Here is a 26,444-nt window from a genome sequence, read left to right on the forward strand (position 1 = left end):
TCGTTCTTTTTCCCCACTGTGGAAAACGGCTGTGGATAACTCAGTGGATAGCCCTGGGGAGAGCTACTTCCACTGCGTGGAGACACCGAAGCCGGCGGCGATGAAGCCGAAGCCGACCACGATGTTCCAGTTGTCCAGCGCGTCGATGGGCAGCGAGCCGTCCGTCACGTAGAAGACGACGATCCAGGCCAGGCCGATGACGAACATGGCCAGCATGACCGGCGCGACCCAGGCGCGGCTGTTCAGCTTGATCGCCTGCGCCTGCTTCGCCGCCGGTGGCGTGAAGTCGGCCTTCTTGCGGATACGTGACTTCGGCACGAGGGTCTCTCCTGTCGATGCGCTGCGTGGCCGCGCAGGTAACTGGTCCGGGGCTCGGGGCAGCGTACAAGGGGCCAACATGACGACTCCGTGTGCTCCCCCGGGCGTCCGTTAGCGTAGTGCTTCCGTGGCGCTGAAGGAGATAAGGGTCCGTTGAGCAATTCTGCCGACTCCCCCGGGACGGGGGCAATGGGCTCCGGCCCGGGCCGCTGGAAGCGGCCACGCCCCGTGCGCATCCTCACGGCGGCCGTCTTCGCCCTCGCGGGGCTCATCTTCTTCACCAGCTTCAACACGGCCAAGGGCACCGACATCCGCCAGGACGGCTCCCTGCTGAAGCTCTCCGACCTGATCCAGCAGCGCAGCCGCAAGAACAAGGACCTGGACGAGTCCAACGCCACCCTGCGCGAGGGCGTCGAGTCCCTCGCCAAGAGCGACGGCGGCACCAGCAAGGCCCAGGACCGCAAGCTCGGCGGGCTGGAGTCGAGCGCGGGCACCCGGCCGCTCAGCGGCCACGGCGTCACCGTCACCCTCAACGACGCCCCGCCCAACGCCACCGCCAAGCTCCCCGGCTATCCCGCGCCCCAGCCCGACTACCTGGTCATCCACCAGCAGGACCTCCAGGCCGTGGTGAACGCCCTGTGGCAGGGCGGCGCGACGGGCATCAAGGTCATGGACCAGCGGCTGATCTCCACCAGCGCGGTGCGCTGCGTCGGCAACACCCTGATCCTCCAGGGCCGCGTCTACTCACCGCCGTACAAGATCACGGCCGTCGGGGACCCCGGGAAGCTCCAGCAGGCGCTCGCGGCGAGCAAGGCGATCCAGACCTACATGGTGTACGTCAACGTCTACGGCCTCGGCTGGAAAGTCACCGACGACGGGGCGGTGACTCTTCCCGGCTACTCGGGCACAGTGGATCTGCACTACGCGAAGCCGGTGGAGTAGCCAGGTCCCCTGTCAGGAGCCTTTGGTGCGCGTGATCGTCAGGACCGTCAGCGAACTGTGCATCACCGTCGGCACCCTGATCGTGCTCTTCGTCGCCTATGTGCTGTTCTGGACGGGCGTGCGGGCCGACGGTGCGATGAGCGACCAGATCGACCAGCTGCACCGGCAGTGGTCCCAGGGGAGCGTGCCGAAGAAGGACACGCCGGGCGAGGCGACGGCGTCCGTGAACGACCCGGGGCCGTACCACTACGGCAAGGCCTTCGCGATCATGTACATCCCGCGGTTCGGTTTCACGTGGAACAAGCCCGTCCTGGAGGGCACCGGCCGGGACGTGCTGGCGAAGGGGCTCGCCCACTACCAGGGCACGGCCCAGCTCGGCCAGGAGGGCAACTTCTCGGTGGCCGGTCACCGGCGGACGTACGGCGATCCGTTCCTGGACTTCCCGGAGCTGCGGGTCGGGGACGCGGTGGTGCTCACGGACGGGACGACCTGGTTCACGTATCGGATCGACAAAGGACCCTACAAAACCGTGCCGACGGACGTCGAGGTCATCGACCCTGTGCCACGTAAGTCCGGGTACACGCGTCCGGGCCGGTATCTGACGCTGACCACGTGCGATCCGGAATGGGGGCACAGTCACCGGCTGATCGTCTGGGCGCACCTGGATTCCACCCAGCCCGTGGACACAGGCGAACCGGCGGCTCTGCGCCGTTAGTCTGGTGGCGTACGGCGTGAGTCTGGTGCCGTGGGGATACGGAAGGAACGGCATGTACGGCTGGATCTGGCGGCATCTGCCGGGGAACGCGTGGGTGAAGGCGCTCGTCTCGCTCGTACTGATCCTGGCCGTGGTCTACGTCCTCTTCCAGTACGTCTTCCCGTGGGCCGAACCGCTGCTGCCCTTCAACGATGTGACGGTGAACAACCAGTGAGTGCCCGGATCCTCGTCGTCGACAACTACGACAGCTTCGTCTTCAACCTCGTCCAGTACCTGTACCAGCTGGGTGCCGAGTGCGAGGTGCTGCGCAACGACGAGGTCTCGACCTCACACGCCCAGGACGGTTTCGACGGCGTGCTCCTGTCGCCCGGCCCGGGGACGCCGGAGCAGGCGGGCGTGTGCGTGGAGATGGTCCGCCACTGCGCGGCCACCGGCGTCCCCGTCTTCGGCGTCTGTCTGGGCATGCAGTCGATGCAGGTGGCGTACGGCGGTGTGGTGGACCGGGCGCCCGAGCTGCTGCACGGCAAGACCTCGCCGGTCGAGCACGGGGGCAAGGGCGTCTTCGCGGGCCTGCCCTCCCCCTTCACGGCGACGCGCTACCACTCGCTGGCCGCCGAGCCGGCCACGGTCCCGGCCGAGCTGGAGGTGACCGCCCGCACGCACGACGGCATCATCATGGGGCTGCGCCACCGTGAACTGCCGGTCGAGGGCGTCCAGTTCCACCCCGAGTCGGTGCTGACCGAGCACGGGCACCGGATGCTGGCCAACTGGCTGGTGGAGTGCGGCGATCAGGGTGCCGTGGCGAGGTCGGCGGGGCTCGCCCCGGTGGTGGGCAGGGCCACGGCGTGACCGCGCTGCGCCCGGAGCGCGAGACCGATGCCTCGTACGGGGATCAGTCGTACGAGGCTTCCGGTGCGCTTGGGCGGTGGGACGCGACGGGTCCGGGTGCCCGGGAGTCCGACGCGGGGTACGAGGAGCCCTACCGGGTCCCCCTCGACGACGAGACGATGGCGCTGCGGGTCCCCGATCCGCAGTCCGGCCCGGAGAGCGGGCTCATGGGCGCCTCTGCGGTCGCTTCAGCCTCATCCTCACCCGAGGCCGCCGTCGGCGGTCGTGCGGCCCGCAGAAAGGCCGCCAAGCGCCGTGGCGGTGGCGGTGGGCGGCACGGTGGGAGCCGGGAGACCGGAACCCCGGCGTCCCCGACGGAGTCCTCCGCGAGTCCGGAGGGGTCCGGGCGGCCGCTGTCCCGGGTGGAGGCCCGGCGGCAGGCGCGGCTGCGCAAGCCGTCCCCGGCCGTGATCGCGAGCCGGGCGATCGGCGAGGTGTTCATCACCACCGGCGTGCTGATGCTGCTGTTCGTCACCTACCAGCTGTGGTGGACCAACGTCCGCGCCCATGCGCAGGCGGGCAGCGAGACGCACCAGCTCCAGGACGACTGGGCGAACGGCAGGCGCAACCCGGGCGTCTTCGCGCCGGGGCAGGGCTTCGCCATCCTGGACATCCCCAAGCTGGACGTGGTGGCGCCGATCGCGGAGGGCGTCAGCAACGCGAAGGTGCTCGACAAGGGCATGGTCGGGCACTACGGCGAGGCTCCGCTGAAGACGGCGATGCCCGACGCCAAGACCGGCAACTTCGGTCTCGCCGCGCACCGCAACACCCATGGTGAACCGTTCCGGTACATCAACAAGCTCCAGCCCGGCGACGCGGTCGTGGTCGAGACGCAGGACACGTACTTCGTGTACAAGGTGACGTCGACGCTTCCGGTGACCTCGCCGTCCAACACCAGCGTGCTGGATCCGATCCCGAAGGGTTCCGGTTTCACGCGGCCCGGCCGTTACATCACCCTCACCACCTGCACGCCGGAGTTCACCAGCAAGTACCGGCTGATCGTCTGGGGCAAGATGGTCCAGGAACGCCCGCGCAGCGAGGGCAAGCCGGACGCGCTCATCGAATAGGGGCAAGAGGAACAGTGGCAGCGACCGCCGACGAGACCGAAGAACACACGGACGCGTCCGAGCCGGTGCCCGCAGCGCGCCGCCGGCGTCCCGGGCGGATAGCGACGGCGGTCAGCGTCTTCGGCGAACTCCTCATCACGGCAGGGCTGTTGCTCGCCCTGTTCGTCGTCTACTCCCTCTGGTGGACAAACGTCATAGCGGACCGCAAGGCCGACAAACAGGCCGACAAGGTCCGTCAGCACTGGGCGCAGTCCAAGGACTCCGGGCCCGGCGCGCTGGACACCAAGGACGGCATCGGCTTCCTGCACGTGCCCGCGATGAAGAACGGCGAGGTGCTGGTCGAGAAGGGCACGGGCACGGACGTCCTCAACGACGGCGTGGCCGGCTACTACACCGACCCGGCCAAGGCCGCGCTGCCGATGACCGGCAAGGACGGCAACTTCACCCTCGCCGCCCACCGGGACGGCCACGGCGCCAAGTTCCACAACATCGACAAGCTGAAGAAGGGCGACCCGATCGTCTTCGAGACACGGGACGACTGGTACGTCTACAAGGTCTACTCGATCCTCCCCGAGACCTCGAAGTACAACGTCAAGGTCCTCTCCCAGGTCCCGAAGGAGTCCGGCAGGACGAAACCGGGCCACTACATCACCCTGACGACGTGCACCCCGGTGTACACCTCGGAGTACCGCTACGTGGTCTGGGGCGAGCTGGTCCGGGTGGAGAAGGTGAACAGCGAGCGGACACCGCCGGCGGAGCTGCGCTGACAGGGTTCTCCGGGCGACGACGACGGCCCCGTAGCTCTCCGGAGAGCTACGGGGCCGTCGTCGGGCGAAACGGGGCCGGTCAGCCGTTGTTGCCGCCGAAGATGCCGCCGGTGTTGCCGTTGTTGTTGCCACCGCCGACGTCGACGGTGGTCAGGACGATCTGGGTGGTGCTCGGGTCGGCCTGGGTGCCCTGGGGCGGGGTCTGGCTGATGACCCGTGCCTTGTCGTCGGTCGGGCCGCTGACCTGGATCTGCGTGAAGCCGCTCTGCTGCAGGGTCTGCTGGGCCTGCTTCAGGGTCTGGGTGACGACGTTCGGCACCTGCCCCTGCTGCTGACCGCCCTGGAACTTGCCGACGTTGATCGCGATCGGCGTGTTCTTGGTGACCTGCTGGCCCGCCTGCGGGTTGGTCGAGAGGACCTTGCCGTCCTGGGTCTGGTCGGTGGTCGGACTGTCGTTGCAGCTCGGCGCCAGGCCCAGCTGGGTCAGCTCGTTCTTCGCGTCGTCACAGGACTTGCCGACGAGGTCACCGGGGATGGTGACCTTCTCCACGGCCTTGGCGACGGTGAGGGTGATCGTGGAGCCCTTCTCCTTCTCCGTGCCGCCCTGGGGGTTCTGCGTGATGACGACGCCGGGGGTCTGGGAGGACTCCACGTCCTTCCTGTCGACCTCGAAGCCCTTGTCCTTCAGCTGGGACTCGGCCGCGTCGAACTGGGCGCCGCGGACGTCCGGCACCTGGACCTTGGGCGCACCGGTCGACACGACCAGCGTGATCGTGTCGCCCTTCTTCACCTGCGAGCCCGCCGTCGGGTCCTGGGAGCAGACCGAGCCCTTCGGCTGGTTCTCGCAGGCCTTGCGGGTGGGGGCGGCCAGTTTCAGGTCGGAGTTGACCGCCATCTTCTGGGCGTCGGCGTAGGTGTGGTCGACGAAGTTCGGGGCGTCGAAGGACTGGTCCGCGCCGTTTCCGCTGAAGGCCCACTTGCCGATCAGGATCGCGCCGACCAGCACCAGCACACCCGCGACCACCAGGAGGACCGTGGAGGTGCTGGACTTCTTCGGCTGCTGGCGCCGGCGGCCCTGGGAGTCGTCGTAGCCGTAGCCGTCGTCCGGGTTCATCGGCGGGAGCATGGTGGTCGCCCCGCCGCCCGCCTCCGGCCGCAGTGCGGTCGTCGGCTGGTCGTCGGGGTAGCCGCCGTAGCCGACCGCGCCCAGCGCGGCCGTCGCCCCGACGGGCTGGCCGTCCAGGCAGGCCTCGATGTCGGCGCGCATCTCGTCGGCCGACTGGTAGCGGTAGTTCGGGTCCTTGACCAGCGCCTTCAGGACGATCGCGTCCATCTCGGGCGTGATCTCCGGGTCGAAGACGCTCGGCGACTGCGGTTCCTCGCGGACGTGCTGGTAGGCGACCGCCACCGGGCTGTCGCCGACGAAGGGCGGGCGGACCGTCAGCAGCTCGTAGAGCAGACAGCCGGTCGAGTAGAGGTCCGAGCGCGCGTCGACCTGCTCGCCCTTCGCCTGCTCCGGCGAGAGGTACTGGGCCGTGCCGATGACCGCCGCCGTCTGCGTCATGGTCATGCCGGAGTCGCCCATGGCGCGGGCGATGCCGAAGTCCATCACCTTGACCTGGCCGTTGCGCGTCAGCATGACGTTGGCCGGCTTGATGTCACGGTGCACGATGCCGTTGCGGTGGGCGTACTCCAGGCCCTGGAGGATGCCGATGGTCATCTCCATCGCGCGCTCCGGCAGGAGCTTGCGGCCGGAGTGCAGGAGTTCGCGGAGCGTGGATCCGTCTACGTACTCCATCACGATGTACGGGATGGAGACCCCGTCGATGTAGTCCTCGCCCGTGTCGTAGACCGCGACGATCGCGGGATGGTTGAGCGAGGCGGCCGACTGGGCCTCCCGGCGGAACCGGGCCTGGAAGGACGGATCGCGCGCGAGGTCAGCTCGCAGCGTCTTCACCGCCACGGTGCGGCCGAGGCGGGTGTCATGCGCGAGGTAGACCTCCGCCATGCCACCACGACCGAGCACCTGGCCCAGTTCGTACCGGCCGCCGAGGCGACGCGGCTCTTCCATAGCTACCTACCAGCCCTCTCCGTCGGTCCCGGCCGCACACGGTCGTGCGCGTCCGGAGGCTGCCGTCCGGGCCTACCGTACCCGGCTCTCTTTGTGTGACCTGGCCAAGCCCGCAACCCGATACAGGACCGGTATCGCAACGTGCAACGATGTGAAGAAGGCGTGACGGGTGTCACTTCTTGGAGTTGATGACCGCCTGCATGACGTTCTTGGCGATCGGCGCGGCCAGGCCGCCACCGGAGATGTCGTCGCGGTTGGCGCTCTCGTCCTCGATGACCACGGCCACCGCCACCGGCGAGCTGCCGTCGGGCATCTTGGCGAAGGAGATGAACCAGGCGTACGGGTTGGCACTGTTCGCCACACCGTGCTGCGCGGTACCGGTCTTGCCGCCGACCTTGACGCCGCTGATCTTCGCGTTCGTACCGGTGCCCTTCTCGACCACCGTCTGCATCATGTCCTGCAGGATCTGCGCGTTCTGCGAGGACAGCGGCCGGCTCAGCTCCTGCGGCTCGGTCTGCGTGACCGTGTCGAGGTTGGACGACTGGAGCTTGTCCACCATGTACGGCTTCATCAGCTTGCCGTCGTTGGCGACCGCCGAGGCGATCATGGCCATCTGCAGCGGGGTCGCGGCGGTGTTGAACTGGCCGATGGAGGACAGCGCGGTCTGCGACTGGTTCATCTTGTCGGAGAACACCGACGCGTTGGAGCGGACCGGCGTGAACTGCTCGGAGTCGAAGCCGAACTTCTTCGCCTCGGCCAGCATCTTGGCGTTGCCGAGGTCGGCGCCGATCTTGCCGAAGACGCTGTTGCACGAGTACTGCAGAGCGGTCCGCAGGGTGGCGTCCTTGCAGGGGATGTTGCCCTCGTTCTTCAGCGGCGTCGTCGTACCGGGCATGATCCACGGCAGCGGCGAGTTCGTGTTCTCGTCGGCCGACTTGTACAGCCCGTTCTCCAGCGCGGCCGCCGCGGTGACCACCTTGAAGGTGGAGCCCGGGGGGTAGGTCTCGCGCAGCGCCCGGTTCAGCGTCGGGTCGGCCGGGTCGTTCTTCTTCTGGAGCTTGTTCCAGTTCGTGGTGTCCGAGCCGAGGGAGTTGCCCGCGAAGGACGAGGGGTCGTACGACGGGTAGGAGGCCAGCGCCAGGATCTTGCCGGTGGACGGCTCCAGGGCGACCACCGCGCCCTTGCCGCCCTGCTTCGACAGCCCGTCGAACGCCGCCTTCTGCGCGGCCGCGTTCAGCGTGGTGACGACGTTGCCGCCCTGCTTCGGCTTGCCCGTGATCATGTCGAGGGTGTTGCGGAAGAAGAGCCGGTCGTCGTTGCCGGTGAGGATGCCGTCGTCGATCTTCTCCAGCTGGGTGCTGCCGAACGCCTGCGAGGAGTAGCCGGTGACCGGGGACCACATGGGCCCGTCCTTGTAGGTGCGCTTGTACTTGAAGTCGCCGTTCTTGACCTCGACGGAGCCGGTTATCGGGTTGCCGTCGACGATGATGTCGCCGCGCGGGTACGCGTACCGCTCGATGGCGACCCGGCGGTTGTCCGGGGCGGTGCGCAGCTCGTCGGCCTTGACGTACTGGAGCCAGTTGTCGCGGATCAGCAGGGCCATCACGAGGAGGCCACAGAAGATCGCGATCCGGCGCAGGGGCTTGTTCATGACGGGCGGACCACCTGGGTCATCTCGGCGTCGGGGTTGGCGGCGGGGGCGGGCGCCGGGCGGCGGGCGGTGTCGCTGATCCGGATCAGGATGCCGATCAGCGCCCAGTTGGCGATCACGGAGGAACCGCCGTACGCGAGGAACGGCATGGTCATACCGGTCAGCGGGATGAGACCCATGACGCCGCCGGCCACGACGAACACCTGGAGCGCGAAGCCACCGGACAGTCCGATGGCCAGCAGCTTGCCGAACGGGTCGCGGGCGGCGAGCGCGGTGCGGATACCGCGCTCGGCGATCAGGCCGTAGATCAGCAGGATCGCCATGATGCCGGCCAGGCCCAGCTCCTCGCCGAAGGTGGCGAAGATGAAGTCGGAGTTGGCGGCGAACCGGATCAGCTCGGAGTGGCCCTGGCCCCAGCCGGTGCCGAGGGTGCCGCCGGAGCCGAACGCCCACAGGGCCTGCTGGAGCTGGTCGGAGTGGGCGATGCCGTCGTGGGTGATCTGACGGCTCAGCTCGTACTCGCGCATCGGGTTGAGCCAGGCCTGCACACGGGTCTGGATGTGCGGCTCGAAGCTCGCCACGCCGACGGCGCCGACCGCGGACATCAGCAGACCGAAGACGATCCAGCTGGTCCGCTCGGTGGCGACGTACAGCATGATCACGAACATGCCGAAGAACAGCAGCGACGTACCGAGGTCGGTCTCGAAGACCAGGATGAGGATCGAGATCGTCCAGACGACGAGGATCGGGCCGAGGTCACGGCCGCGCGGCAGGTAGAGGCCCATGAAACGGCGGCTGGCGAGGGCCAGCGCGTCCCGCTTGACCATCAGATAGCCGGCGAAGAACACCGCGAGCACGATCTTGGCGAACTCACCGGGCTGGATGGTGAAACTGCCTACGTGGATCCAGATCTTCGCGCCGAAGACGTTGGCGCCCAGGCCCGGGACCAGCGGGAGCAGCAGCAGGACCAGCGCGCACACCATGGAGATGTAGGTGTAGCGCTGCAGGGCGCGGTGGTCCTTGAGGAAGACCAGCACCGCGACGAACAGCGCGATGCCCATCGCCGTGTAGAGCAGCTGGTTGGTTGCCTTGCCGCCCGCGACATGGAGCTGTTGCAGCAGCTTGGACTGGTCCAGGCGCCAGATGCAGACCAGGCCGAGCCCGTTGAGCAGGGTGGCCAGTGGCAGCAGCAGCGGGTCGGCGTACGGCGCGAACTTCCGTACGGCGAGATGGGCGACTCCGGCCAGCAGACCGAGGCCGAGGCCGTAGCTCAGCAGCCCGGCCGGTACCTGGTCGTTGATGGCCAGGCCCACGTTGGCGTAGGCGAACACCGGGATGGCCACGGCGAAGACCAGCAGGGCCAGCTCGGTGTTGCGGCGGCTCGGCGCGCCGATCGCGCCGATCGTGGACGTGTGATGCGTCGGCGAGTTAGACGTGCTCATCGTGTGACAGGGCCTCTCGCGGCTGGACTACTGCTTGCCGCACTGATCGACGACCTTCTGCTCATCCTCGGAGAGGCTCGGGCCGGGGTTGGGACTGGCAGTCGAGGTCGGGGGCTTCGAGGTGGACTTCGAACCGGGCGCTGACGACGACGGGTGCGGCGTCGGTGTCGCCTTGGACGTGAGGGACGTACGGGTGGTTCCCGTGGTGCCTCCGGCCTCGCCCTGCCCCGTCCTGCCGCCCCGCTGCGACTCGGCGGCCGTGCGCTCCGCCTGCTTCTTGCACGCGGAGGCCTGTACCGACAGCGCCTCGATCTTCGTCTGTGCCTGCTGCAGACCGCCCGCGGCGATCGTGGCCTTCACCTGCTTCTGCTGGTAGGGCGGCAGGTACTTGAGTTCGATCTCGGGATGGTCCTTCTCCACCTTCGACAGCGACACCCAGGCCAGGTCCTGGCTGATGCCGCGGTACAGCGCCACGTGCTCGTCCTTGGAACCGACGTAGTACTGCGTCTGCGTCCAGCGGTAGCCGCCGTAGAGGCCGCCGCCGATGACGGCGAGGGCGAGGGCGCCGTAGAGGGTTCCCCTCAGCCACCTGCGCTTGGCGCGGGGCTTGGTGAAGTCGTCGTCGGCGTAGTCGCCGAAGCCGTCGGCCGGGATGAAGCCGGTGGTGTCGCCGGAGCCGGGCGGGCCGAACTCGCCGCCGCCGTGCCCGTGTCCCTGGCGGCCCAGGTGCGAGGCACGGCCGGCCGGGGTCTGCATGATGCCGTTGTCGTGCAGATGGTGCTGGTTCTCGGCGACCGCGCCGACCACGACCGGCTGGTCGGAGAGCTGCCCGGCGAGGGTGTCGCCGGTGTCCAGGTCGAGCACGTCCGCGATGATCACGGTGATGTTGTCGGGGCCGCCGCCGCGCAGCGCGAGCTGGATCAGCTCCTGCACGGTCTCCTGCGGGCCCTGGTAGCTGGCAAGGGTCTCCTCCATCGTCTGGTGGGAGACGACGCCGGACAGCCCGTCGGAGCAGATCAGATAGCGGTCGCCGGCCCGGACCTCGCGGATCGACAGGTCCGGCTCGACGTGCTCGGCGCTGCCGAGGGCGCGCATCAGCAGGGAGCGCTGCGGGTGGGTGGTGGCCTCTTCCTCGGTGATCCGGCCCTCGTCCACGAGCCGCTGCACCCAGGTGTGGTCCTGGGTGATCTGGGTGAGCACCCCGTCACGCAGCAGATAGGCGCGCGAGTCGCCGACGTGCACGAGGCCGAGCCGCTGCCCGGTCCACAGCAGTGCGGTCAGGGTCGTCCCCATGCCTTCGAGCTGGGGGTCCTCCTCGACCATGGCGCGCAGCTGGTCGTTGGCGCGCTGCACGGCCTGGCCGAGGGAGGTGAGGATGTCGGAGCCGGGCACGTCGTCGTCGAGCGTGACCAGGGTGGAGATGACCTCGGAGGAGGCGACCTCGCCAGCCGCCTGGCCGCCCATGCCGTCGGCGATCGCGAGCAGCCGAGGACCGGCGTAACCGGAGTCCTCGTTGCCCTCCCGGATCATGCCCTTGTGCGATCCGGCGGCAAAGCGCAGTGACAGACTCATGCCCACCTCGCCCGTCGGTTCCGGGTACAGCCGGTCGTGTCGAGCCACACTGCCCACCCTCCGGTCGGGAGCGCGCCGGCAGCCGGATGGCGGCCTGCCGCTGCGTGCTCGCTCCGCTCGCGCTCACTCATGACGTAGCACTACTTCCGCAGCTCGATGACGGTCTTGCCGATGCGGATCGGCGCGCCCAGCGGGATCGGTGTGGGGGTCGTCAGCCGGGACCGGTCCAGATAGGTGCCGTTGGTGGAGCCGAGGTCCTCGACGATCCACTGGCCGTCGCGGTCCGGGTAGATCCTGGCATGACGGCTGGAGGCGTAGTCGTCGTCCAGCACGATCGTGGAGTCGTGTGCCCGGCCCAGGCTGATCGTCTGGCCCTGCAGGGACACGGTGGTGCCGGTCAGTGTGCCTTCGGTCACCACCAGCTTGGAGGGGGCGTTGCGGCCGCGCCGGCCGCCGCCCTGTTGCCCACGCTGCTGGCCGCGCTGCGGCGGAGGCGTGGCGGCCTGCTGCCGGGGCGCCTGCTGCTGCTGGCGTCCGGCCTCCCTACGCGATCCGCGCTGGGTGACGCGCGTACCGAACAGGTCGCTGCGGATGACCTGCACGGCCACGATCACGAACAGCCACAGTACGGCCAGGAAACCCAGCCGCATGACCGTGAGGGTCAGCTCTGACATTGCCCCCGCTTCACCCTTCGGCTTGCCTATAGATAACGGTGGTGCTGCCCACGACGATCCGCGAGCCGTCGCGGAGCGTAGCGCGGGTGGTGTGCTGCCCGTCCACCACGATGCCGTTGGTGGAGCCGAGATCCTGGATCGTCGAGGGCGTTCCGGTCCGGATCTCACAGTGCCGGCGGGAGACGCCGGGGTCGTCGATCCGTACGTCGGCCTCGGTGCTGCGACCCAGTACCAGCGTCGGGCGGGAGATCTGGTGGCGGGAGCCGTTGATCTCGATCCAGTAGCGGGTGCGCCCGCCGCTCGCGGGGGCGGCCGGGGGCCGCTGGCCGGCGGGCTGGGGGTAGCCGTAGCCGCCGGGCCGGGTGCCGGGCGGCGGCGCGGACGGCATCGGGGGCGCGCCGGGCGGAGTGGCCGGCGGGTAGCCGGGGGCACTCGGTCCGGGGCGGCCGGCCGCCGGGCCTGCGGGGGCCTGCGGAGCCTCCGGCTGGCTGCTGGAGGAGGCGAGGGTGCGGCTGCGCACCCGGTACAGACCGGTGTCGAGGTCGTCGGCCTTCTCCAGGTTGACCTTGATCGGTCCCATGAAGGTGTAGCGCTGCTGCTTGGCGTAGTCGCGCACCATTCCGGCCAGCTCGTCGCCGAGCTGCCCGGAGTAGGGGCTGAGGCGCTCGTGGTCCGGCGCGCTCAGCTCCACGATGAAGTCGTTGGGTACGACGGTCCGGTCGCGGTTCCAGATCGTGGCGTTGTTGTCGCACTCACGCTGAAGCGCGCCGGCGATCTCCACGGGTTGGACCTCGGACTTGAAGACCTTGGCGAAGGTGCCGTTCACCAGACCTTCGAGACGCTGCTCGAACTTCTTCAGGACTCCCATGGGGCACCTCCTCCGTCCCTGCCGTTGCGTTGCCCTGCTTACTGATCGTATCTACGCGTCCGGCAATCAGCCGGTTCCCCCAGCGGCTCCCCTTCGAACTCCCGGTACACACTCTCGCTGCCATGGATCGTAGAGGGGGGCGCAGACCAGTGTCCCGCACCGGGCTGTGGACCCGGCCCGCCTTCTGGGCAGACGGCTGGGACCGGTACGAGGTTGATACGTGAACCGCGTCTGGTTGATACGTGAGGTGTCCGTGGGGCGTCTAGGGGCGGTCTAGTGGGGCGTCCTGCCGGAGGAGACGGGCGAGGTGGGGCGGCGGCAGCGACCGGGCCGTGGCCGGGCGGTGGCCAGGGAAAGGGATGTGAACCCACCCGGTACGACGTGCTAATGTTCTGGATGTCGGAAGGGGCCAGCCCGAAAGGGAAGGACCGGAAGGCACACCCAATGCGCGGGTGGCGGAATAGGCAGACGCGCTGGATTCAGGTTCCAGTGCCCGCAAGGGCGTGGGGGTTCAACTCCCCCCTCGCGCACAGAAGAGACTCGGGTCTCTGCCGGTGACGGAAGTCACGGCAGGGGCCCGTTTCTCATTTCCGCTCCGACTCGGCCGTTGCGGCTGTGAGGCTTCGCACAGCCGTGTCGGGGCGTACGCCGGGACCCGGCTCGTGAGCTATCTCACGGGCGGTGCAGGGGTGCTGAGGGTTCTGGCGGTGAACTCGGCCAGCTGTGCCCGCATTTCGGCGCGGGGCAGGCCCTTCTCGTCGGCCAGGTGGGCGACGAGGTCGGCCCGGGTGGCGGCGAGCAGGGCGTGGGCGGTGAAGTCGCTGCCGGTCAGGCCCGGGATCTGCGCCAGCAGGCTGTGGAGCAGGGTGTGCCAGCGCTCGTAGTGCTCGGTGTCGTAAGGGCTGTCCGAGCCAGTCTGCTCCAGCGCCAGTGCGAGATGGCGGTTGTCGAGCTTGAAGCACAGGACGGCGTCGAGCAGGGCCGGAACGCGGACCTGTGGCGCGGTTGCGGGCCCCAGGGGCGGTGGGCCCGCTTCGACGGCCTGCCTGACCGGCTCCAGCCGTGCCTCGTACAGCGCGCGGATCAGCCCGGTGCGATCACCGAAGGCGCGGAACAGGGTCGCCTTGCCGACGCCGGCCGCGGCCGCGATGTCGGCCATGGTGACGCTGTCGGGGCTCTGGCAGTGGGTGAAGAGCGTGTCGGCGGCAGCGAGCACGGCCGCTCGGTTGCGCGTCGCGTCCTTGCGGGGTCTGCGCTCGGTCACGGGGGCTCCTCCGTCGGTCACTGGGCTTCTCTCCCGATCGCTGGGCTTCTCTCCGGGGTGCGGGACCACTTCGCTTGCGATCCGGACCGGCGGTCCGTATCGTCCGTCTACATTGAAGCGGACCGCGGGTCCGTATCGTATGGGATGTGAGGAAGCCATGCCCAATCAGACCTCCACCACCTCACGCACCTCCACCACCTCACCCACCTCGTCTACCTCCACCACCTCGTCTGCCTCCTCGGAGAAGCTGTTCCGCCACAGCCTGCGCCTGCTCCTCGACAAGGACATCTCCGCCTGGGTCGGTCTGTGGGCCGAGGACGGCGTCATGGAGTTCCCCTTCGCGCCCCCGGGATGGCCCGGGCGACTGGAGGGCCGGGAGGCCGTCGCCGCCTACATGCGCGACTACCCCGACCACATCGACCTGCACGACTTCCCAGACCTGCGGATCCACCGGAGCACCGACCCCGGGACCATCGTGGTCGAGATGCGCGGGGTCGGGCGGCTCGTCGCGACCGGGAAGCCTTTCGACGTGACCTACATCGCCGTCGTGTCCGTCCAGGACGGCCGTTTCACCTCCTACCGGGACTACTGGAACCCCCTCGCCGTCCAGCAGCCCGGCCTGGACTTCGTGGGGAGTGATGTCCGATGACCGCCACCGGCACCACCCTGGTCATCGGGGCCACCGGCACCACCGGCCGCCGGACCGCCGCCGGGTTGATCGCCGCCGGCCGCCGGGTCAGGGCCGCGAGCCGCGGTGCCGGCCGGCTGCCGGGCGCGGAACCGGTCCGCTTCGACTGGTACGACCCCGCCGGCCACGGCGCCGTCCTCGACGGAGTCGAGCGCGTCTACCTCGTCCCGCCGGTCGGTGACCCGGATCCGGCCGCGGTCATGCTGCCCTTCCTCCACCAGGCCCGCGCCGCGGGCGTCCACCGTGCCGTGCTGCTCAGCTCCTCGGCCATTGCCGAAGGCGGACCGGGAGTGGGCGTGGTGCACCGGGCCCTGCCCGGACTGTTCGACCAGTGGGCGGTGCTGCGGCCCTCCTGGTTCATGCAGAACTTCACCGGCGCGCACCCCCACGCCCGCAGCATCCGCGAGGACGGCGTCATCCTGACCGCGACCGGGACCGGCCGGGTCGGCTTCGTCGACGCCGACGACATCGCCGCCGTCGCCGTACACGCCCTGACCGACGACCGCGCGCCCGATACGGATCTGGTCCTGACCGGCCCGGAGGCGCTCGGTCACGACGACATCGCCGCCGTCATCACGGAGGTCACCGGCCGCCCCGTGGTCCACCGTCGTCTCACACACGAACAGATGCGTGACCGGCTGGCCGCGTCCATGCCCCTGGAGTTCGCCGAGCTGCTGGCCGGCCTGGACCTCGCCATCGCACGGGGGGCCGAGGAGCGCACGACCGATACGGTGCGGCGCCTCACGGGACGGCTGCCGAGTGACTTTCGGGCGGTCGTGGAACGGGAGTTGGGGCGGAGCGGGCGCTGAGCGGGGGCGGATGATACGGGGCGACGCCGTCCACACGGCCCGGTCGTGCGGGGCTGGCTGTAGCGTCTGCACGAGTTGCTGTTCGTGCAGGGTTGTTCGGGGGAGGCGGTCGCGGTGACCGGTGCCGGTGGGGACGTTTCTGATGTGGTGGACGCGGTGATCACGGTGGATGCGCTGGACGCCGTGGGCGGAGTGGGCGGAGTGGGCGCAGTGGGCGCAGTGGCCACGGTGGACGCGGTGGGGCAGAGGGTGCGGAGGCTGCCCCGGGTGCGTGGGTTCGCCGAGTGGCCGCGGCAGGGCTCGCCCAAGGACGAGGGCAAGGCGCTGCGGACGAGCGTGCCGCGCGACGCCCACCGCATCCTCGACATCGACGCCTGCCGCCCCGACGCGGTGAGCGCGGTCGTCGAGTCCAACGTCGGCCGGATCCCGGAGCTGACCCCCATCCGCGTCGGACGGATGGCGGCCACCCCGTTCGCCTTCCTGCGCGGCTCGGCCGGACTCATGGCCTACGACCTGGCCCGCACGCCGATGACCAGGATCGGCACCCAGATATGCGGAGACGCGCACGCGGCCAACTTCGGCCTGTACGGCGACGCCCGCGGCGACCTCGTCATCGACCTCAACGACTTCGACGAGACCGTGCACGGTCCCTGGGAGTGGGACCTGAAGCGGCTCGCCGCCTCCCTGGTGCTCGCGGGGCGCGAGGCCGGCGCCGACGAGGACATGTGCCGGGCGGCGGCGCGGGACACGGTCGGCGCCTACCGGCGCACCATGCGGCTGCTGGCCAAGCTGCCGGTGCTGGACGCGTGGAACGCCATCGCGGACGAGGAACTGGTCTCCCACACCGACGCCCACGATCTGCTCGGCACCCTCCAGCGGGTCTCGCAGAAGGCCCGGGCCAACACCAGCGGCCGGTTCGCGGCGAAGTCGACCGAGGCGGTCGAGGACGGCGGGCGGCGGTTCATGGACGCCGCGCCGGTGCTGCGCCGGATCCCGGACGCCGAAGCCGCGGCCGTCGCCGCGTCCCTGGAGCCGTACGTCCACACCCTCGGCGAGGACCGGCACCCGCTGCTCGCCCGGCACGCCGTGCACGACGTGGCCTTCCGCGTGGTCGGCACCGGCAGTGTCGGCACCCGGTCCTACGTCGTACTGCTCCTCGACCACCGCGAGCAGCCGCTGGTGCTCCAGGTGAAGGAGGCCCGCCCCTCCGCGCTCGTCCCGCACCTGGCCACGGCCGGCTTCGACGCACCGCCGGCGGAGCACGAGGGACGCCGGGTGGTCCTCGGGCAGAAGCGCATGCAGGTCGTCAGCGACATCCTGCTCGGCTGGACGACCGTCGACGGGCGCCCCTTCCAGGTACGCCAGTTCCGCAACCGCAAGGGCAGCGTCGACCCCGCTGCCCTCGCCCCCGACCAGATCGACGACTACGGCCGCATGACCGGCGCCCTCCTGGCCCGTGCCCACTCGCACAGCGCCGACCCCCGGCTGATCGCCGGCTACTGCGGCAAGAACGCGGAGCTGGACGAGGCGATAGCCGCCTTCGCCGTCGGCTACGCCGACCGCACGGAGGCCGATCACGCGGCGCTGGTGAGGGCGGTCAGGGCGGGGCGGATCGCGGCCGAGACGGGGGTGTGAGGTGAAGCGCGCCGAGTGGCGGGCGGAGGCGGGAGACGAATCGTAGGAGCGGCGTCGCATCCGGAGCCTCGTCGCATCCGGTCGTCGTGGTGGGCGGTGTCGGGTGCGGTTGTCGGGGCGGGCGGAATCGGATGCGGTCGTCGTGGTGGGCGGGCTCCGGTCGTGGCCTACGCTTGGTCGGGTGACGACCCCGGAAGCCGATGAGTCCCAGGCACCGCGGCCCGAGGAGCGGCTCGAGCGGGCCGTGCGGGCCGCCGAGCAAGCGTTGATCGAGTACGAGATCGCGGTGGAGACCTTCCGCGTCGAGGTCGAGAACTTCTCCCGGCTGCACGACCAGCGACTCGGCCCGCTCTACGCCCGCATCGAGGAGCTGGACGCCCAGATCGCCGAGGCGAAGGCCGCCCGCACCGGCGACCCGGAGGACCTCCGCCGTGCCGAGGAGGCTCGTGCCCGGGTCCTGCCGATGCCCGGCGTGGAGGAACTGCTGCACGGCTGGATGGACGGCGACGGCCTGTTCCCGGAGGCCGCGGCCATGCTCACCGACCAGGCCGTACGGCCCCCGGAGCGGGTACGGCCCAGCGAGGAGGCCCGCAAGCTCTACCGCGAGCTGGCCCGCAAGGCCCACCCCGACCTCGCACAGGAGGCGGCGGAGCAGCAACGGCGTGAGGAATTCCTCATCCGCGTCAACGCCGCCTACGCCCGCGGCGACGAGGCCCTGCTCAGGGAGCTGGCCGAGGAGTGGGCGGCCGGCCCGGTGCCGCCCGAGCGGCGGCCGAGCGCAGCCGAGGAGCTGTACGCCCGCCTGGAGTGGCTCGCCCAGCGCAAGGAACTGCTCACTCTGGTCGCCCGCGAACTGGAGGACGGCGCGATCGCCGGCATGCTCCGGCTCGCCCCGGACGACCCCGACGGGCTCCTGGAGGAGATCGCCGGCCGGCTGCGCGCCGACATCGCCCAGCGGGAGACCGAACTGGCCGGTACGCAGGCCCAGGGCTGAGCCGCACCTCGCTTCCGTCGGCGCCGTCGGCCTTCGGGTAGCGTCGGGGACATGAGTTTCGGAGCTGGTGTGCCCACGGTCGGGGTCATGGACCTCAAGGACGGCGACTTCCTGCTGGACGTCCGTGAGGACGACGAGTGGCAGGCGGGCCACGCCGAGGGGGCGCTGCACCTCCCCATGAGCGAGTTCGTGGCCCGCTACGGCGAGCTGACCGAGGCCGCCCCGCAGGACGGTCGCGTCCACGTCATCTGCCGCTCCGGCGGCCGCTCGGCGCAGGTCACCATGTATCTGGTCCAGCAGGGCATCGACGCGGTGAACGTCGACGGCGGCATGCAGGTCTGGCAGGCCGCGGGCCGCCCGGTGATCACGGACGAGGGCAAGCCCGGCCAGGTCGTCTAGCCTCCCTCGCCCGGGGGGACGGGGACGCGTGGTCAGCCCAGCGGATGGGCCGCCAGCAGGTCCCCGAGCCGCTCCTCGTACGCCGCCGCCGGGCCGAGCGCCAGCTCCAGGTGCTTGGCCCAGGCGTGATAGCGGTGCAGCGGATAGTCGGTGTCGGCGCCGAACCCGCCGTGCAGATGCTGTGCCGTCTGCACCACCCGGCGCACACCCTCGGCCGCCCAGATCTTCGCCACCGCGACGTCCCCGGCGGCCGGCAGTGTCCCCGGCGCCCCCGAGGCGATCCGCCACGCCGCCTGCCAGAGGGTGGCCTCCATGGCACGCAGATCGATGTACCGGTCCGCGGCCTGCATGGCCACCGCCTGGAAGGTCGCGATCGGATACCCGAACTGCTCCCGCTTGCCCGTGTACTCGGCGGTCATCCGCAGCACCCGCTCGCCCAGCCCTAGCGCCAGCGCACAGGTGCCGGTGGCGAGCAGCGCGTGCAGCCACTCCCAGGCGCCGTCGGCCTCGATGACCTCGCCCGCGCCGACCCGTACCGACGTCAGCCGCAACTCGGCCAGCCGCTCCCCGCTGGTGGACACCTGCTCGGCGAGGACCACCCCGTCCCGCACACGCGGCACCAGCGCGAGCACGGTCGTCCCCTCACATTGCGCGGGTACGACGACGAGGTCCGCGTCGTACGCCCACGGCACCGCCGTCTGCACCCCGTCCAGCACCCACGCCGAGCTGTCCCGCCGTGCGCCGACGGCCAGTTCGGCCAAGTCGTGGCCGCTGCGGCCGTTCGCCGCGACGGTCAGCACCAGCTCGCCCCGGCCGGCCCGCGCGAGCACGCGCTCCGCCAACTCCGGCCCGCCGTAAGTCTGTACGGCCGCCGCCGCAGCGCTGTGCTCCAGCAGTGGCACCCGGGCGAGCACCTGGGCGGACTCGCGCAGCACCAGACACAGCGCGATCGCGTCCAGGCCGGAGCCGCCGTGCGCCTCGTCGAGCAGCAGACTGAGCAGGTCCGCCTCGGCGAGCCGGGCCCACAGCTCCCGGTCGAAGCCCTCGGCCACGGCCCCGCTGGTGAGCGCCGGGCTGGGCACCGCGTCCGGTGCGACGCCCGCGAACACCCCGCGCGCCGCCTCGGCCGCCGCCCGCTGCTCCTCGGTGAAGGTGAAGTCCACGGCCTGTCCCTTCGACGGTGCGGTATCTGACGGGCCGTCAAGATAGAACAGGTTCTAGGAGAAGGGAACGGGGGGCGGGAAAGCCGCGTCGGAAAGCCGTGTCGGAAAGCCGCGCGAAGAGCCATGCCGGAGAGCTGCTTGGCAGAGCTGTTCGGGAGGGCTCTTCGGGAAGCGTTGCGTCAGCGGTCGAAGTCCAGCTCCACTCTCTCCGTCAGCGGATGCGACTGGCAGGCCAGCACATACCCGGCCTCCGTCTCCTCCGTCTCCAGGGCGAAGTTGCGGTCCATGCGGACCTCGCCGGAGACCAGGAAGGCACGGCACGTGCCGCACACTCCGCCCTTGCAGGCGTAGGGCGCGTCGGAGCGGTTGCGCAGGACCGTCTCCAGCAGTGACTCGCCCTCCCGCACCGGCCAGGTGCCACCGCGTCCGTCGAGCCGGGCGGTGACCGTGCTGTGCGCGGGGGTCTGGGCCGGGGCGGCCGGGGGCGAGCCCGCGTCCACGTGGAAGATCTCCTGGTGGATGCGCGACCGGTCCACGGCCAGCTTGCGCAGCGCCTGCTCCGCGCCCTGCACCAGCCCGTACGGCCCGCACAGGAACCATCCCGCGACCCGGTCGACCGGCAACAGCGCGGGCAGCAGCCCGGTCAGCCGCTCCCGGTCGAGCCGGCCGGACGGCAGTCCCGCCTGCTGCTCCTCCCGGGAGAGCACGGTCACCAGCTGAAACCGCTCCGGATAGCGGTCCTTCAGGTCGGCGACCTCCTCCAGGAACATCGTCGAGGCGGCCGTCCGGTCACCGCGTATCAGACAGAACCTGGCCTCCGGCTCGCGGGCCAGCAGCGTGGAGATGATGGACAGCACCGGGGTGATGCCGCTGCCGCCGACGATCGCCGCGTACAGACCCGGCGCCGGGTCCAGGGTGAAGCGGCCGGCCGGGGTCATCACGTCCAGCTCGTCGCCGACGTTGATCTCCTTCAGCGCGTAGGCGGAGAAGGCGCCGCCTTCCACCAGCCGTACGCCCACCCGCAGGGTGTCCGGGCCCGCGCCGGCCGGGTCGGGGGCGGGGGAGCAGATCGAGTACGTGCGCCGGATCTCCGTGCCGTCGACTCTCCGGCGCAGCGCCAGATGCTGGCCGGCCGCGTGCCGGTACTCCTCGCGCAGTCCAGGCGGGATGGTGAGGGTGAGGGCGACGGCATCGTCGGTGATGCGGTCGACCGCGGCCACCTGGAGCGGGTGGAAGCGTGCCATCACAACTCCTTGAAGTGGTCGAACGGTTCACGGCAGGCCAGGCAGCGGCGCAGCGCCTTGCAGGCGGTGGAGGAGAACCTGCTCAGCAGCTCCGTCTCGGCCGAGCCGCAGTGCGGGCAGCGGACGGGGTCCAGGGACGTGGCCGGGTCCGGGGCCGCTGCGAGGGTGCGGGTCGGGCCGAGGGCCAGTGGAACCGGGCCCGACTCGTCACGCACGCGCGGGGGAGCTATGCCGAACTCCTGCAGTTTGCGGCGGCCTTCGGGAGTGATGTCGTCGGTCGACCAGGCGGGCGCGAGGACCGTACGGACAGTGACCTCGCTCATGCCGTGGGCGTGCAGAACCTGCTCGATGTCGAGGGCCATCGCCTCGATGGCGGGACAGCCGGTGTAGGTGGGCGTCAGGTCGACCTCGACCGTGTCGCCACCCTCGACGCGCACCGCGCGCAGCACGCCCAGCTCCCGCAGGGTGAGCACGGGCAGTTCGGGGTCGGGCACCGAGCCGGCCAGCTCCAGCAGCTGCGCCTCCAGGGCGGTGGCGGTCACCATGTCGCCCCCGGGTGGCTGCGGTGCAGATGTTGCATCTCGGCGAGCATCCGCCCGAACGGCTCGGTGTGCAGGCCCTGGCGGCCGGCGCCCGCCGACCAGGCCCCGGTGCGCGGGGTGTCGGGCACGGCCAGGGTGGCCCGGCCGAGGACATCGGTGACGGACTGGAGCCAACGGGCCTCCATACCCGCCCAGTCGGCGTCCAGGCCCTCCACCGGCTGGAACATTTCCCCGGTGAACCGCCACAACGCGTCGCACGCCCGCCGCATCCGCTCACGGCTCGCCTCCGTGCCGTCGCCGAGCCGGAGGGTCCACTGCTCGGCGTGGTCGCGGTGGTAGGCGACCTCCTTCACCGCCTTGGCGGCCAGGGGAGCGAACGGGCCGTCCCCGGTGGCCAGTTCGGCGTAGAGCAGGTGCTGGTAGGTGGAGAAGTACAGCTGGCGGGCGATGGTGTGGGCGAAGTCGCCGTTGGACTGCTCCACCAGCTGGAGGTTGCGGAAGGAGCGCTCCTCGCGCAGATAGGCCAGCTCGTCCTCGTCGCCGGCCAGCGACAGCAGCACCCGGGCCTGGCCGAGCAGGTCGAGCGCGATGTTGGCGAGGGCGACCTCCTCCTCCAGGACGGGGGCGTGGCCCGCCCACTCCCCCAGCCGGTGGGAGAGCACCAGGGCGTCGTCGCCGAGGGCGAGCGCGGCGGTCACCGGGACGGTGGCGGGGCCGGTGGCGGTCACAGGTGCTTCACCCCTTCCGGGATGTCGTAGAAGGTCGGGTGCCGGTAGGGCTTGTCGGCAGCCGGCTCGAAGAACGGGTCCTTCTCGTCCGGCGAGGACGCGGTGATCGCGGTGGCCGGGACGACCCAGATCGAGACGCCTTCGCCGCGCCGGGTGTACAGGTCGCGGGCGTTGCGCAGGGCCAGCTCGGCGTCGGGCGCGTGCAGGCTGCCGGCGTGGGTGTGGGAGAGGCCGCGCCGGGAGCGCACGAAGACCTCCCACAGGGGCCAGTCGGTGGTGCTCATGCTCGCTCCGCTCCTGTCTCGTGACCTGACGTGTGTCCGGTCTCGTGGTGGGCCTCGTGGCCGGCCTCACTGGTGCTGTCGGTGCTGTCGGTGCTGTCGGTGCTGTCGGTGCTGTCGGTGCCGCTGGTGCCGCTGGTGTGCTTGGCCGCGTGGGCCGCGGCCGCTTCCCGTACCCAGGCACCCTCGTCGTGCGCACGCCTGCGCTGGGTGATCCGCTGTTCGTTGCACGGGCCGTTGCCCTTGAGGACCTCCCAGAACTCCGTCCAGTCGATCGAGCCGAAGTCGTAGTGCCCGCGCTCCTCGTTCCACCGCAGGTCCGGGTCGGGGAGGGTGAGGTCCAGGGACTCGGCCTGGGGGACGCAGATGTCCACGAAGCGCTGGCGCAGCTCGTCGTTGGAGTGGCGCTTGATCTTCCACTCCATCGACTGTGCGGAGTGCTGCGACTCGTCGTCGGGCGGTCCGAACATCATCAGCGAGGGCCACCACCAGCGGTTCACCGCGTCCTGCGCCATCGCGTGCTGCTCCGCGGTGCCCTTGCCGAGGGCCAGCAGCAGTTCGTAGCCCTGGCGCTGATGGAAGGACTCCTCCTTGCAGATCCGCACCATGGCGCGCGCGTACGGGCCGTAGGAACAGCGGCACAGCGGGACCTGGTTGGTGATCGCGGCACCGTCCACCAGCCAGCCGATCGCGCCTACGTCGGCCCAGGTCAGGGTCGGGTAGTTGAAGATCGAGGAGTACTTCTGGCGGCCGCTGTGCAGTTTGTCGAGCAGCTCCTCGCGGCTGGTGCCGAGGGTCTCCGCCGCGCTGTACAGGTACAGACCGTGGCCGGCCTCGTCCTGGACCTTGGCCATGAGGATCGCCTTGCGGCGCAGGCTGGGGGCGCGGGTGATCCAGTTGGCCTCCGGCTGCATGCCGATGATCTCGGAGTGCGCATGCTGGGCGATCTGCCGGACCAGGGTCGCGCGGTAGGCGTCGGGCATCCAGTCGCGTGGCTCGATGCGCTCGTCGGCGGCCACGGCCGTGTCGAAGGCGTGCTGGTAGGCCGTCGTGTCGACGGTGTCCGGCGCGCCGTCCGTCCCCGTACGGGCCGTGCGCTGCGCGGCTGCTGTGGCCATTGCGGTCCCCCTGACCTCGGGCTCTGCGGTGAACATGGTCCCGACCGATCGTTCGGTCCGTGCAGCATCAATGGTGTGCCGGGCCGCCGTGGAGTGTCAACCGCTGTGGAAAACTCCGGCGGGCGGCCTGTGGACAACGCAGGCGGGGGCGGGTACGGGCGGGTTCCGGTGCCGTACGGCGTGGCGAGGACCACGAGGTCGGCGCGTACCCGGGGCTGCGCCCGGTGGCCAGGTCTGAGTACCGTTCCGTGCGGACGTCGTGCAGTGGCGCGTGCGAACCGTGGGGCGCTCGGGACGGGTGCCGCAGCACTGAGCCGGCCGAGTGAGCCTGCCCACTGAGCCGAACGACTGAACCGAGACGACGGAACCGAGACGGGGGACGGGACGGAATGGACGCGTACGACGAGGACTCGGGGGCCCGGCCCGGTCCCGACGGGTCGACCGGGGCGCGTCTCCCGGAAGAGCCTGCGGCGGGTGCCGGTGCCGGTGCCGGTGCCGGTGCCGGTGATGGTGATGGTGATGGCTTTGGCGCCGGCGGGTCGGGCCGTGGTGAGTCGGGCCGTGGTCAGTCGGGCGGCGATGAATCGGGTGGCGGCGGGTCGGCCCGGACAACTGAGCCGGACCGGGTCGCCGCGTGGGTCCGGGCAGCTGGTACGGGCCGGGCAGCCGAGCCGGACCAGGTGTCTCCACCCGCCCAGGCCGTCGGGTCCGCCCAACCGGACGATCCCGCGTCCCAGCCCCCCGTGCCCCGTACCGGTGTCGCCGCCCTCTCTTTCCGTTACCAGGTCGGCGCGGCGCTGGCCCTCGCGGTGGTCGGTGTCGCCGCCTGTGTGCATCTGCTGATGGTGTTTCTCAGCCTCGCCCCCGCGAACACGGTGACGAAGCAGCACGGCAAGGCGGTCGAGGAGTGGGTGTATCCCGAGTTCGAGCAGAACTGGAAACTGTTCGCCCCGAACCCGCTGCAGCAGAACATCGCCGTCCAGGTGCGCGCCGAGGTGCGGACGAAGGACGGCGGTGTACGCACGACCGGGTGGACCGACCTGTCGGCCGAGGACGGCGCCGCCATCGACGGCAACCTGGCGCCCAGCCACACCCAGCAGAACGAGCTGCGCCGGGCCTGGGACTTCTTCACCACCACGCATGGTGCCGACAACCGGCCCGTGGGCACGCGCGGCTCCCTCTCCGAGCAGTACCTGCGCCGGATCGTGGTGATGCGGCTGTACCGGAACGATCCGCCGGACAAGCTGGGCGTCATCCAGCAGGTGCAGGTCCGCTCCAGCACCACCAATGTGCAGCCGCCGAAGTGGAGTCCTGAACGCGTGCCCGACGAGCCCGTCTACCGCCTGCTGCCCTGGTGGACCGTGACCGCCCAAGAGGCTGCCGGGGGTGTGAGGTGAACCGTCTTTCCCTGACTCTCTCGCGCGGGATCGCCCGGGTCACCGGGGCCGCCCTCGGGCCGTACCAGAGCGCCGTGATCCGGCTCGGGTTCGCCGGGACCTGGCTGCTGTTCCTGCTGCGCGAGTTCCTGCACCGCCAGGAGCTGTACGGCCCGGCCGGGCCGTGGGGCTGGAACCTCGCCAAGGAGCTGACCGCCGACAACCACGCGTTCACGGCCCTGCTCTGGTCCGACGGGCAGCTCTGGTTCGAATGCTTCTACGCGCTGTCGATCCTTGCCAGCGCGGCGCTGCTGCTCGGCTGGCGCACCCGGACGGCGTCCGTGCTGTTCATGGTGGGCGTGCTGTCGCTGCAGAACCGCAGCGTCTTCGTCGGCGACGGCGGCGACAACGTCCTGCACCTGATGTCCTTCTACCTCGTGTTCACACGCTGCGGACAGGTGTGGTCGCTGGACGCGCGGCGGGCGGCGCGGGCCGAGGCGGCACGCGCGCGTGGGGAGCAGATTCCCGCCGATTGGGTGGGGCCGGCCCTGTGGGCGGTCCTCGCTCTGGCGCTCGTCCTCGCGACGGTCACCGGCCGGTTCGACAACGGCTGGCTGATCCCCGCGCTGCTGTGGACCGTTCTGGTGGTGCTCGCCCTGTGGTGGGCCGTCTGCCGCTGGGCGAAGACGCCGGACCCGCGCATCCTGCTGGACGTCGTCGCCAACATCGTGCACAACGGCGCTCTGGTCGTGATCATGGCGGAGGCCTGTCTGATCTACGCGACGGCCGGCTGGTACAAGATCCAGGGCTCGCGCTGGCAGGACGGCACCGCCGTCTACTACCCGCTCCACCTGGACTACTTCTCGCCCTGGCCCGGTCTCGCCGATCTGATGTCCTCCAGCGGCACGATCATGATGGCCGTGGCCTACGGGACGGTCATGGTGCAGGTCGCCTTCCCGTTCACCCTGTTCAACCGGCGGGTCAAGAACGTCCTGCTGGTGCTGATGATGCTCGAGCACGCGGTGATCGCGGTCGTCCTGGGCCTGCCGTTCTTCTCACTGGCGATGATCACCGCGGACGCGGTCTTCCTGCCGACGTCCTTCCTGCGCCGGCTGGGCGTGCTGGCGGCACGCGCGCGTGAGCGGATCGTCCGGCGCGGGGAGCGTACGGTGCCCGCGCCGCGGGCCGCGGAGGAGAGCACGCCGGGCCGGGTGGGGGCCGCGTAGGG

Annotated in this window: 27 protein-coding genes and 1 tRNA gene; 14 read left to right on the forward strand and 14 right to left on the reverse strand. The window is 70.4% G+C overall.

Going from position 1 to position 26,444, the window contains the following annotated elements:
* Positions 1-63 precede the first annotated feature (63 nt).
* Entirely contained in the window at positions 64-318 is a 255-nt protein-coding gene (crgA, locus tag ADK64_RS20205) for a cell division protein CrgA (RefSeq protein ID WP_053660944.1), read from the reverse strand.
* A 153-nt stretch (positions 319-471) separates the two neighbouring features.
* Between crgA and ADK64_RS20210 the strand changes: the two genes are divergently transcribed.
* The 6 genes from ADK64_RS20210 to ADK64_RS20230 are packed head-to-tail and all read left to right on the forward strand — an operon-like array spanning position 472 to position 4,697.
* On the forward strand, positions 472-1,260 hold the full coding sequence (locus ADK64_RS20210) for a DUF881 domain-containing protein (RefSeq protein ID WP_053660946.1): 789 nt from the start codon (positions 472-474) through the stop codon (positions 1,258-1,260).
* A gap of 25 nt (positions 1,261-1,285) precedes the next feature.
* Positions 1,286-1,975 carry a class E sortase gene (locus ADK64_RS20215; RefSeq protein WP_053660948.1) on the forward strand — a complete coding sequence of 230 codons (690 nt, stop codon included), beginning with the start codon at positions 1,286-1,288 and terminating at the stop codon, positions 1,973-1,975.
* 52 nt (positions 1,976-2,027) lie between these two features.
* A complete protein-coding gene (locus tag ADK64_RS45110; protein ID WP_199829658.1) occupies positions 2,028-2,189 on the forward strand; it encodes a hypothetical protein in 162 nt (53 codons plus the stop codon).
* Complete coding sequence (locus tag ADK64_RS20220) at positions 2,186-2,824, forward strand: aminodeoxychorismate/anthranilate synthase component II (RefSeq protein WP_053660950.1); 639 nt, start codon at positions 2,186-2,188, stop codon at positions 2,822-2,824. The genes ADK64_RS45110 and ADK64_RS20220 overlap by 4 nt, the downstream gene beginning before the upstream one ends.
* A complete protein-coding gene (locus ADK64_RS20225) occupies positions 2,821-3,930 on the forward strand; it encodes a class E sortase (protein WP_053660952.1) in 1,110 nt (369 codons plus the stop codon). Before ADK64_RS20220 ends, ADK64_RS20225 begins: the two co-directional genes overlap by 4 nt.
* Positions 3,931-3,944: 14 nt before the next feature.
* Positions 3,945-4,697: a class E sortase gene (locus ADK64_RS20230; RefSeq protein WP_053660954.1), complete on the forward strand. Its 753-nt coding sequence runs from the start codon at positions 3,945-3,947 to the stop codon at positions 4,695-4,697.
* A 79-nt stretch (positions 4,698-4,776) separates the two neighbouring features.
* Here ADK64_RS20230 and pknB read toward each other — a convergent pair whose 3' ends face one another.
* From pknB to ADK64_RS20260, 6 genes are all read right to left on the reverse strand, one after another.
* The gene (pknB, locus tag ADK64_RS20235; RefSeq protein WP_053660956.1) at positions 4,777-6,768 is read right to left on the reverse strand and encodes a Stk1 family PASTA domain-containing Ser/Thr kinase; all 1,992 of its coding nucleotides are present in this window, start codon (positions 6,766-6,768) and stop codon (positions 4,777-4,779) included.
* Positions 6,769-6,940: 172 nt separating this feature from the next.
* Positions 6,941-8,419: a peptidoglycan D,D-transpeptidase FtsI family protein gene (locus ADK64_RS20240; protein WP_053660958.1), complete on the reverse strand. Its 1,479-nt coding sequence runs from the start codon at positions 8,417-8,419 to the stop codon at positions 6,941-6,943.
* Positions 8,416-9,861, reverse strand: coding sequence for an FtsW/RodA/SpoVE family cell cycle protein (locus ADK64_RS20245; RefSeq protein ID WP_053660960.1), 1,446 nt, complete (start codon positions 9,859-9,861; stop codon positions 8,416-8,418). Before ADK64_RS20245 ends, ADK64_RS20240 begins: the two co-directional genes overlap by 4 nt.
* A 27-nt stretch (positions 9,862-9,888) precedes the next feature.
* Positions 9,889-11,433, reverse strand: coding sequence for a Stp1/IreP family PP2C-type Ser/Thr phosphatase (locus ADK64_RS20250; RefSeq protein ID WP_199829659.1), 1,545 nt, complete (start codon positions 11,431-11,433; stop codon positions 9,889-9,891).
* Positions 11,434-11,573: 140 nt separating this feature from the next.
* Entirely contained in the window at positions 11,574-12,107 is a 534-nt protein-coding gene (locus ADK64_RS20255; protein ID WP_053660962.1) for an FHA domain-containing protein FhaB/FipA, read from the reverse strand.
* Positions 12,108-12,117: 10 nt separating this feature from the next.
* Complete coding sequence (locus tag ADK64_RS20260; protein WP_053660965.1) at positions 12,118-12,975, reverse strand: FhaA domain-containing protein; 858 nt, start codon at positions 12,973-12,975, stop codon at positions 12,118-12,120.
* Positions 12,976-13,421: 446 nt separating this feature from the next.
* Between ADK64_RS20260 and ADK64_RS20265 the strand changes: the two genes are divergently transcribed.
* Positions 13,422-13,505: transfer RNA gene (locus ADK64_RS20265), tRNA-Leu, on the forward strand.
* A gap of 137 nt (positions 13,506-13,642) precedes the next feature.
* Here ADK64_RS20265 and ADK64_RS20270 read toward each other — a convergent pair.
* The gene (locus tag ADK64_RS20270; protein WP_053660967.1) at positions 13,643-14,239 is read right to left on the reverse strand and encodes a TetR/AcrR family transcriptional regulator; all 597 of its coding nucleotides are present in this window, start codon (positions 14,237-14,239) and stop codon (positions 13,643-13,645) included.
* Positions 14,240-14,396: 157 nt separating this feature from the next.
* On the opposite strand from ADK64_RS20270, the gene ADK64_RS20275 reads away from it, so the two are divergent.
* The 5 genes from ADK64_RS20275 to ADK64_RS20295 all read left to right on the forward strand — a co-directional run bounded on the left by ADK64_RS20275 (position 14,397) and on the right by ADK64_RS20295 (position 18,764).
* Positions 14,397-14,888, forward strand: coding sequence for a nuclear transport factor 2 family protein (locus ADK64_RS20275; RefSeq protein ID WP_078992737.1), 492 nt, complete (start codon positions 14,397-14,399; stop codon positions 14,886-14,888).
* Complete coding sequence (locus tag ADK64_RS20280) at positions 14,885-15,736, forward strand: NAD(P)H-binding protein (protein WP_053660969.1); 852 nt, start codon at positions 14,885-14,887, stop codon at positions 15,734-15,736. Before ADK64_RS20275 ends, ADK64_RS20280 begins: the two co-directional genes overlap by 4 nt.
* A 210-nt stretch (positions 15,737-15,946) precedes the next feature.
* Positions 15,947-17,371, forward strand: coding sequence for a DUF2252 domain-containing protein (locus tag ADK64_RS20285; RefSeq protein ID WP_053661217.1), 1,425 nt, complete (start codon positions 15,947-15,949; stop codon positions 17,369-17,371).
* Between the two features lie 181 nt (positions 17,372-17,552).
* Entirely contained in the window at positions 17,553-18,365 is an 813-nt protein-coding gene (locus ADK64_RS20290; RefSeq protein ID WP_053660971.1) for a hypothetical protein, read from the forward strand.
* Positions 18,366-18,434: 69 nt separating this feature from the next.
* Positions 18,435-18,764 (forward strand): rhodanese-like domain-containing protein, encoded by a 330-nt coding sequence (locus tag ADK64_RS20295; RefSeq protein WP_053660974.1) that lies wholly within the window; start codon positions 18,435-18,437, stop codon positions 18,762-18,764.
* 32 nt (positions 18,765-18,796) lie between these two features.
* Here the strand turns inward: ADK64_RS20295 and ADK64_RS20300 are convergent, their stop codons facing one another.
* From ADK64_RS20300 to paaA, 6 genes are all read right to left on the reverse strand, one after another.
* The gene (locus ADK64_RS20300) at positions 18,797-19,927 is read right to left on the reverse strand and encodes an acyl-CoA dehydrogenase family protein (RefSeq protein WP_053660977.1); all 1,131 of its coding nucleotides are present in this window, start codon (positions 19,925-19,927) and stop codon (positions 18,797-18,799) included.
* Between the two features lie 179 nt (positions 19,928-20,106).
* Complete coding sequence (locus ADK64_RS20305; protein ID WP_053660979.1) at positions 20,107-21,171, reverse strand: 2Fe-2S iron-sulfur cluster-binding protein; 1,065 nt, start codon at positions 21,169-21,171, stop codon at positions 20,107-20,109.
* On the reverse strand, positions 21,171-21,716 hold the full coding sequence (gene paaD, locus ADK64_RS20310; protein ID WP_053660981.1) for a 1,2-phenylacetyl-CoA epoxidase subunit PaaD: 546 nt from the start codon (positions 21,714-21,716) through the stop codon (positions 21,171-21,173). The genes ADK64_RS20305 and paaD overlap by 1 nt, the downstream gene beginning before the upstream one ends.
* A complete protein-coding gene (gene paaC / locus ADK64_RS20315; RefSeq protein ID WP_078992738.1) occupies positions 21,710-22,441 on the reverse strand; it encodes a 1,2-phenylacetyl-CoA epoxidase subunit PaaC in 732 nt (243 codons plus the stop codon). Before paaC ends, paaD begins: the two co-directional genes overlap by 7 nt.
* Positions 22,438-22,725 (reverse strand): 1,2-phenylacetyl-CoA epoxidase subunit PaaB, encoded by a 288-nt coding sequence (gene paaB, locus ADK64_RS20320; protein ID WP_053660983.1) that lies wholly within the window; start codon positions 22,723-22,725, stop codon positions 22,438-22,440. The genes paaC and paaB overlap by 4 nt, the downstream gene beginning before the upstream one ends.
* Entirely contained in the window at positions 22,722-23,840 is a 1,119-nt protein-coding gene (gene paaA, locus ADK64_RS20325) for a 1,2-phenylacetyl-CoA epoxidase subunit PaaA (RefSeq protein WP_053660985.1), read from the reverse strand. Before paaA ends, paaB begins: the two co-directional genes overlap by 4 nt.
* Positions 23,841-24,229: 389 nt before the next feature.
* Between paaA and ADK64_RS49065 the strand changes: the two genes are divergently transcribed.
* Together ADK64_RS49065 and ADK64_RS20335 are read left to right on the forward strand one after the other, a co-directional pair.
* On the forward strand, positions 24,230-25,237 hold the full coding sequence (locus tag ADK64_RS49065; RefSeq protein WP_107093027.1) for a DUF5819 family protein: 1,008 nt from the start codon (positions 24,230-24,232) through the stop codon (positions 25,235-25,237).
* Positions 25,234-26,442 carry an HTTM domain-containing protein gene (locus ADK64_RS20335; RefSeq protein WP_053660989.1) on the forward strand — a complete coding sequence of 403 codons (1,209 nt, stop codon included), beginning with the start codon at positions 25,234-25,236 and terminating at the stop codon, positions 26,440-26,442. The genes ADK64_RS49065 and ADK64_RS20335 overlap by 4 nt, the downstream gene beginning before the upstream one ends.
* The last annotated feature ends 2 nt before the right edge of the window (positions 26,443-26,444 follow it).

It is taken from the genome of Streptomyces sp. MMG1121, from assembly GCF_001280015.1.
In the GTDB taxonomy this organism is placed as follows: domain Bacteria; phylum Actinomycetota; class Actinomycetes; order Streptomycetales; family Streptomycetaceae; genus Streptomyces.

Coding starts and splice junctions, on each gene's coding strand:
- ADK64_RS20240 (WP_053660958.1), bottom strand. CDS start 8,419: ATGAACAAGCCCCTGCGCCGGATCGCGATCTTCTGTGGCCTCCTCGTG.
- ADK64_RS20245 (WP_053660960.1), bottom strand. CDS start 9,861: ATGAGCACGTCTAACTCGCCGACGCATCACACGTCCACGATCGGCGCG.
- ADK64_RS20280 (WP_053660969.1), top strand. CDS start 14,885: ATGACCGCCACCGGCACCACCCTGGTCATCGGGGCCACCGGCACCACC.
- ADK64_RS45110 (WP_199829658.1), top strand. CDS start 2,028: ATGTACGGCTGGATCTGGCGGCATCTGCCGGGGAACGCGTGGGTGAAG.
- ADK64_RS20305 (WP_053660979.1), bottom strand. CDS start 21,171: ATGGCACGCTTCCACCCGCTCCAGGTGGCCGCGGTCGACCGCATCACC.
- pknB (WP_053660956.1), bottom strand. CDS start 6,768: ATGGAAGAGCCGCGTCGCCTCGGCGGCCGGTACGAACTGGGCCAGGTG.
- ADK64_RS20260 (WP_053660965.1), bottom strand. CDS start 12,975: ATGGGAGTCCTGAAGAAGTTCGAGCAGCGTCTCGAAGGTCTGGTGAAC.
- paaD (WP_053660981.1), bottom strand. CDS start 21,716: ATGGTGACCGCCACCGCCCTGGAGGCGCAGCTGCTGGAGCTGGCCGGC.
- ADK64_RS20275 (WP_078992737.1), top strand. CDS start 14,397: ATGCCCAATCAGACCTCCACCACCTCACGCACCTCCACCACCTCACCC.
- ADK64_RS20255 (WP_053660962.1), bottom strand. CDS start 12,107: ATGTCAGAGCTGACCCTCACGGTCATGCGGCTGGGTTTCCTGGCCGTA.
- paaB (WP_053660983.1), bottom strand. CDS start 22,725: ATGAGCACCACCGACTGGCCCCTGTGGGAGGTCTTCGTGCGCTCCCGG.
- ADK64_RS20250 (WP_199829659.1), bottom strand. CDS start 11,433: ATGAGTCTGTCACTGCGCTTTGCCGCCGGATCGCACAAGGGCATGATC.
- ADK64_RS49065 (WP_107093027.1), top strand. CDS start 24,230: ATGGACGCGTACGACGAGGACTCGGGGGCCCGGCCCGGTCCCGACGGG.
- paaA (WP_053660985.1), bottom strand. CDS start 23,840: ATGGCCACAGCAGCCGCGCAGCGCACGGCCCGTACGGGGACGGACGGC.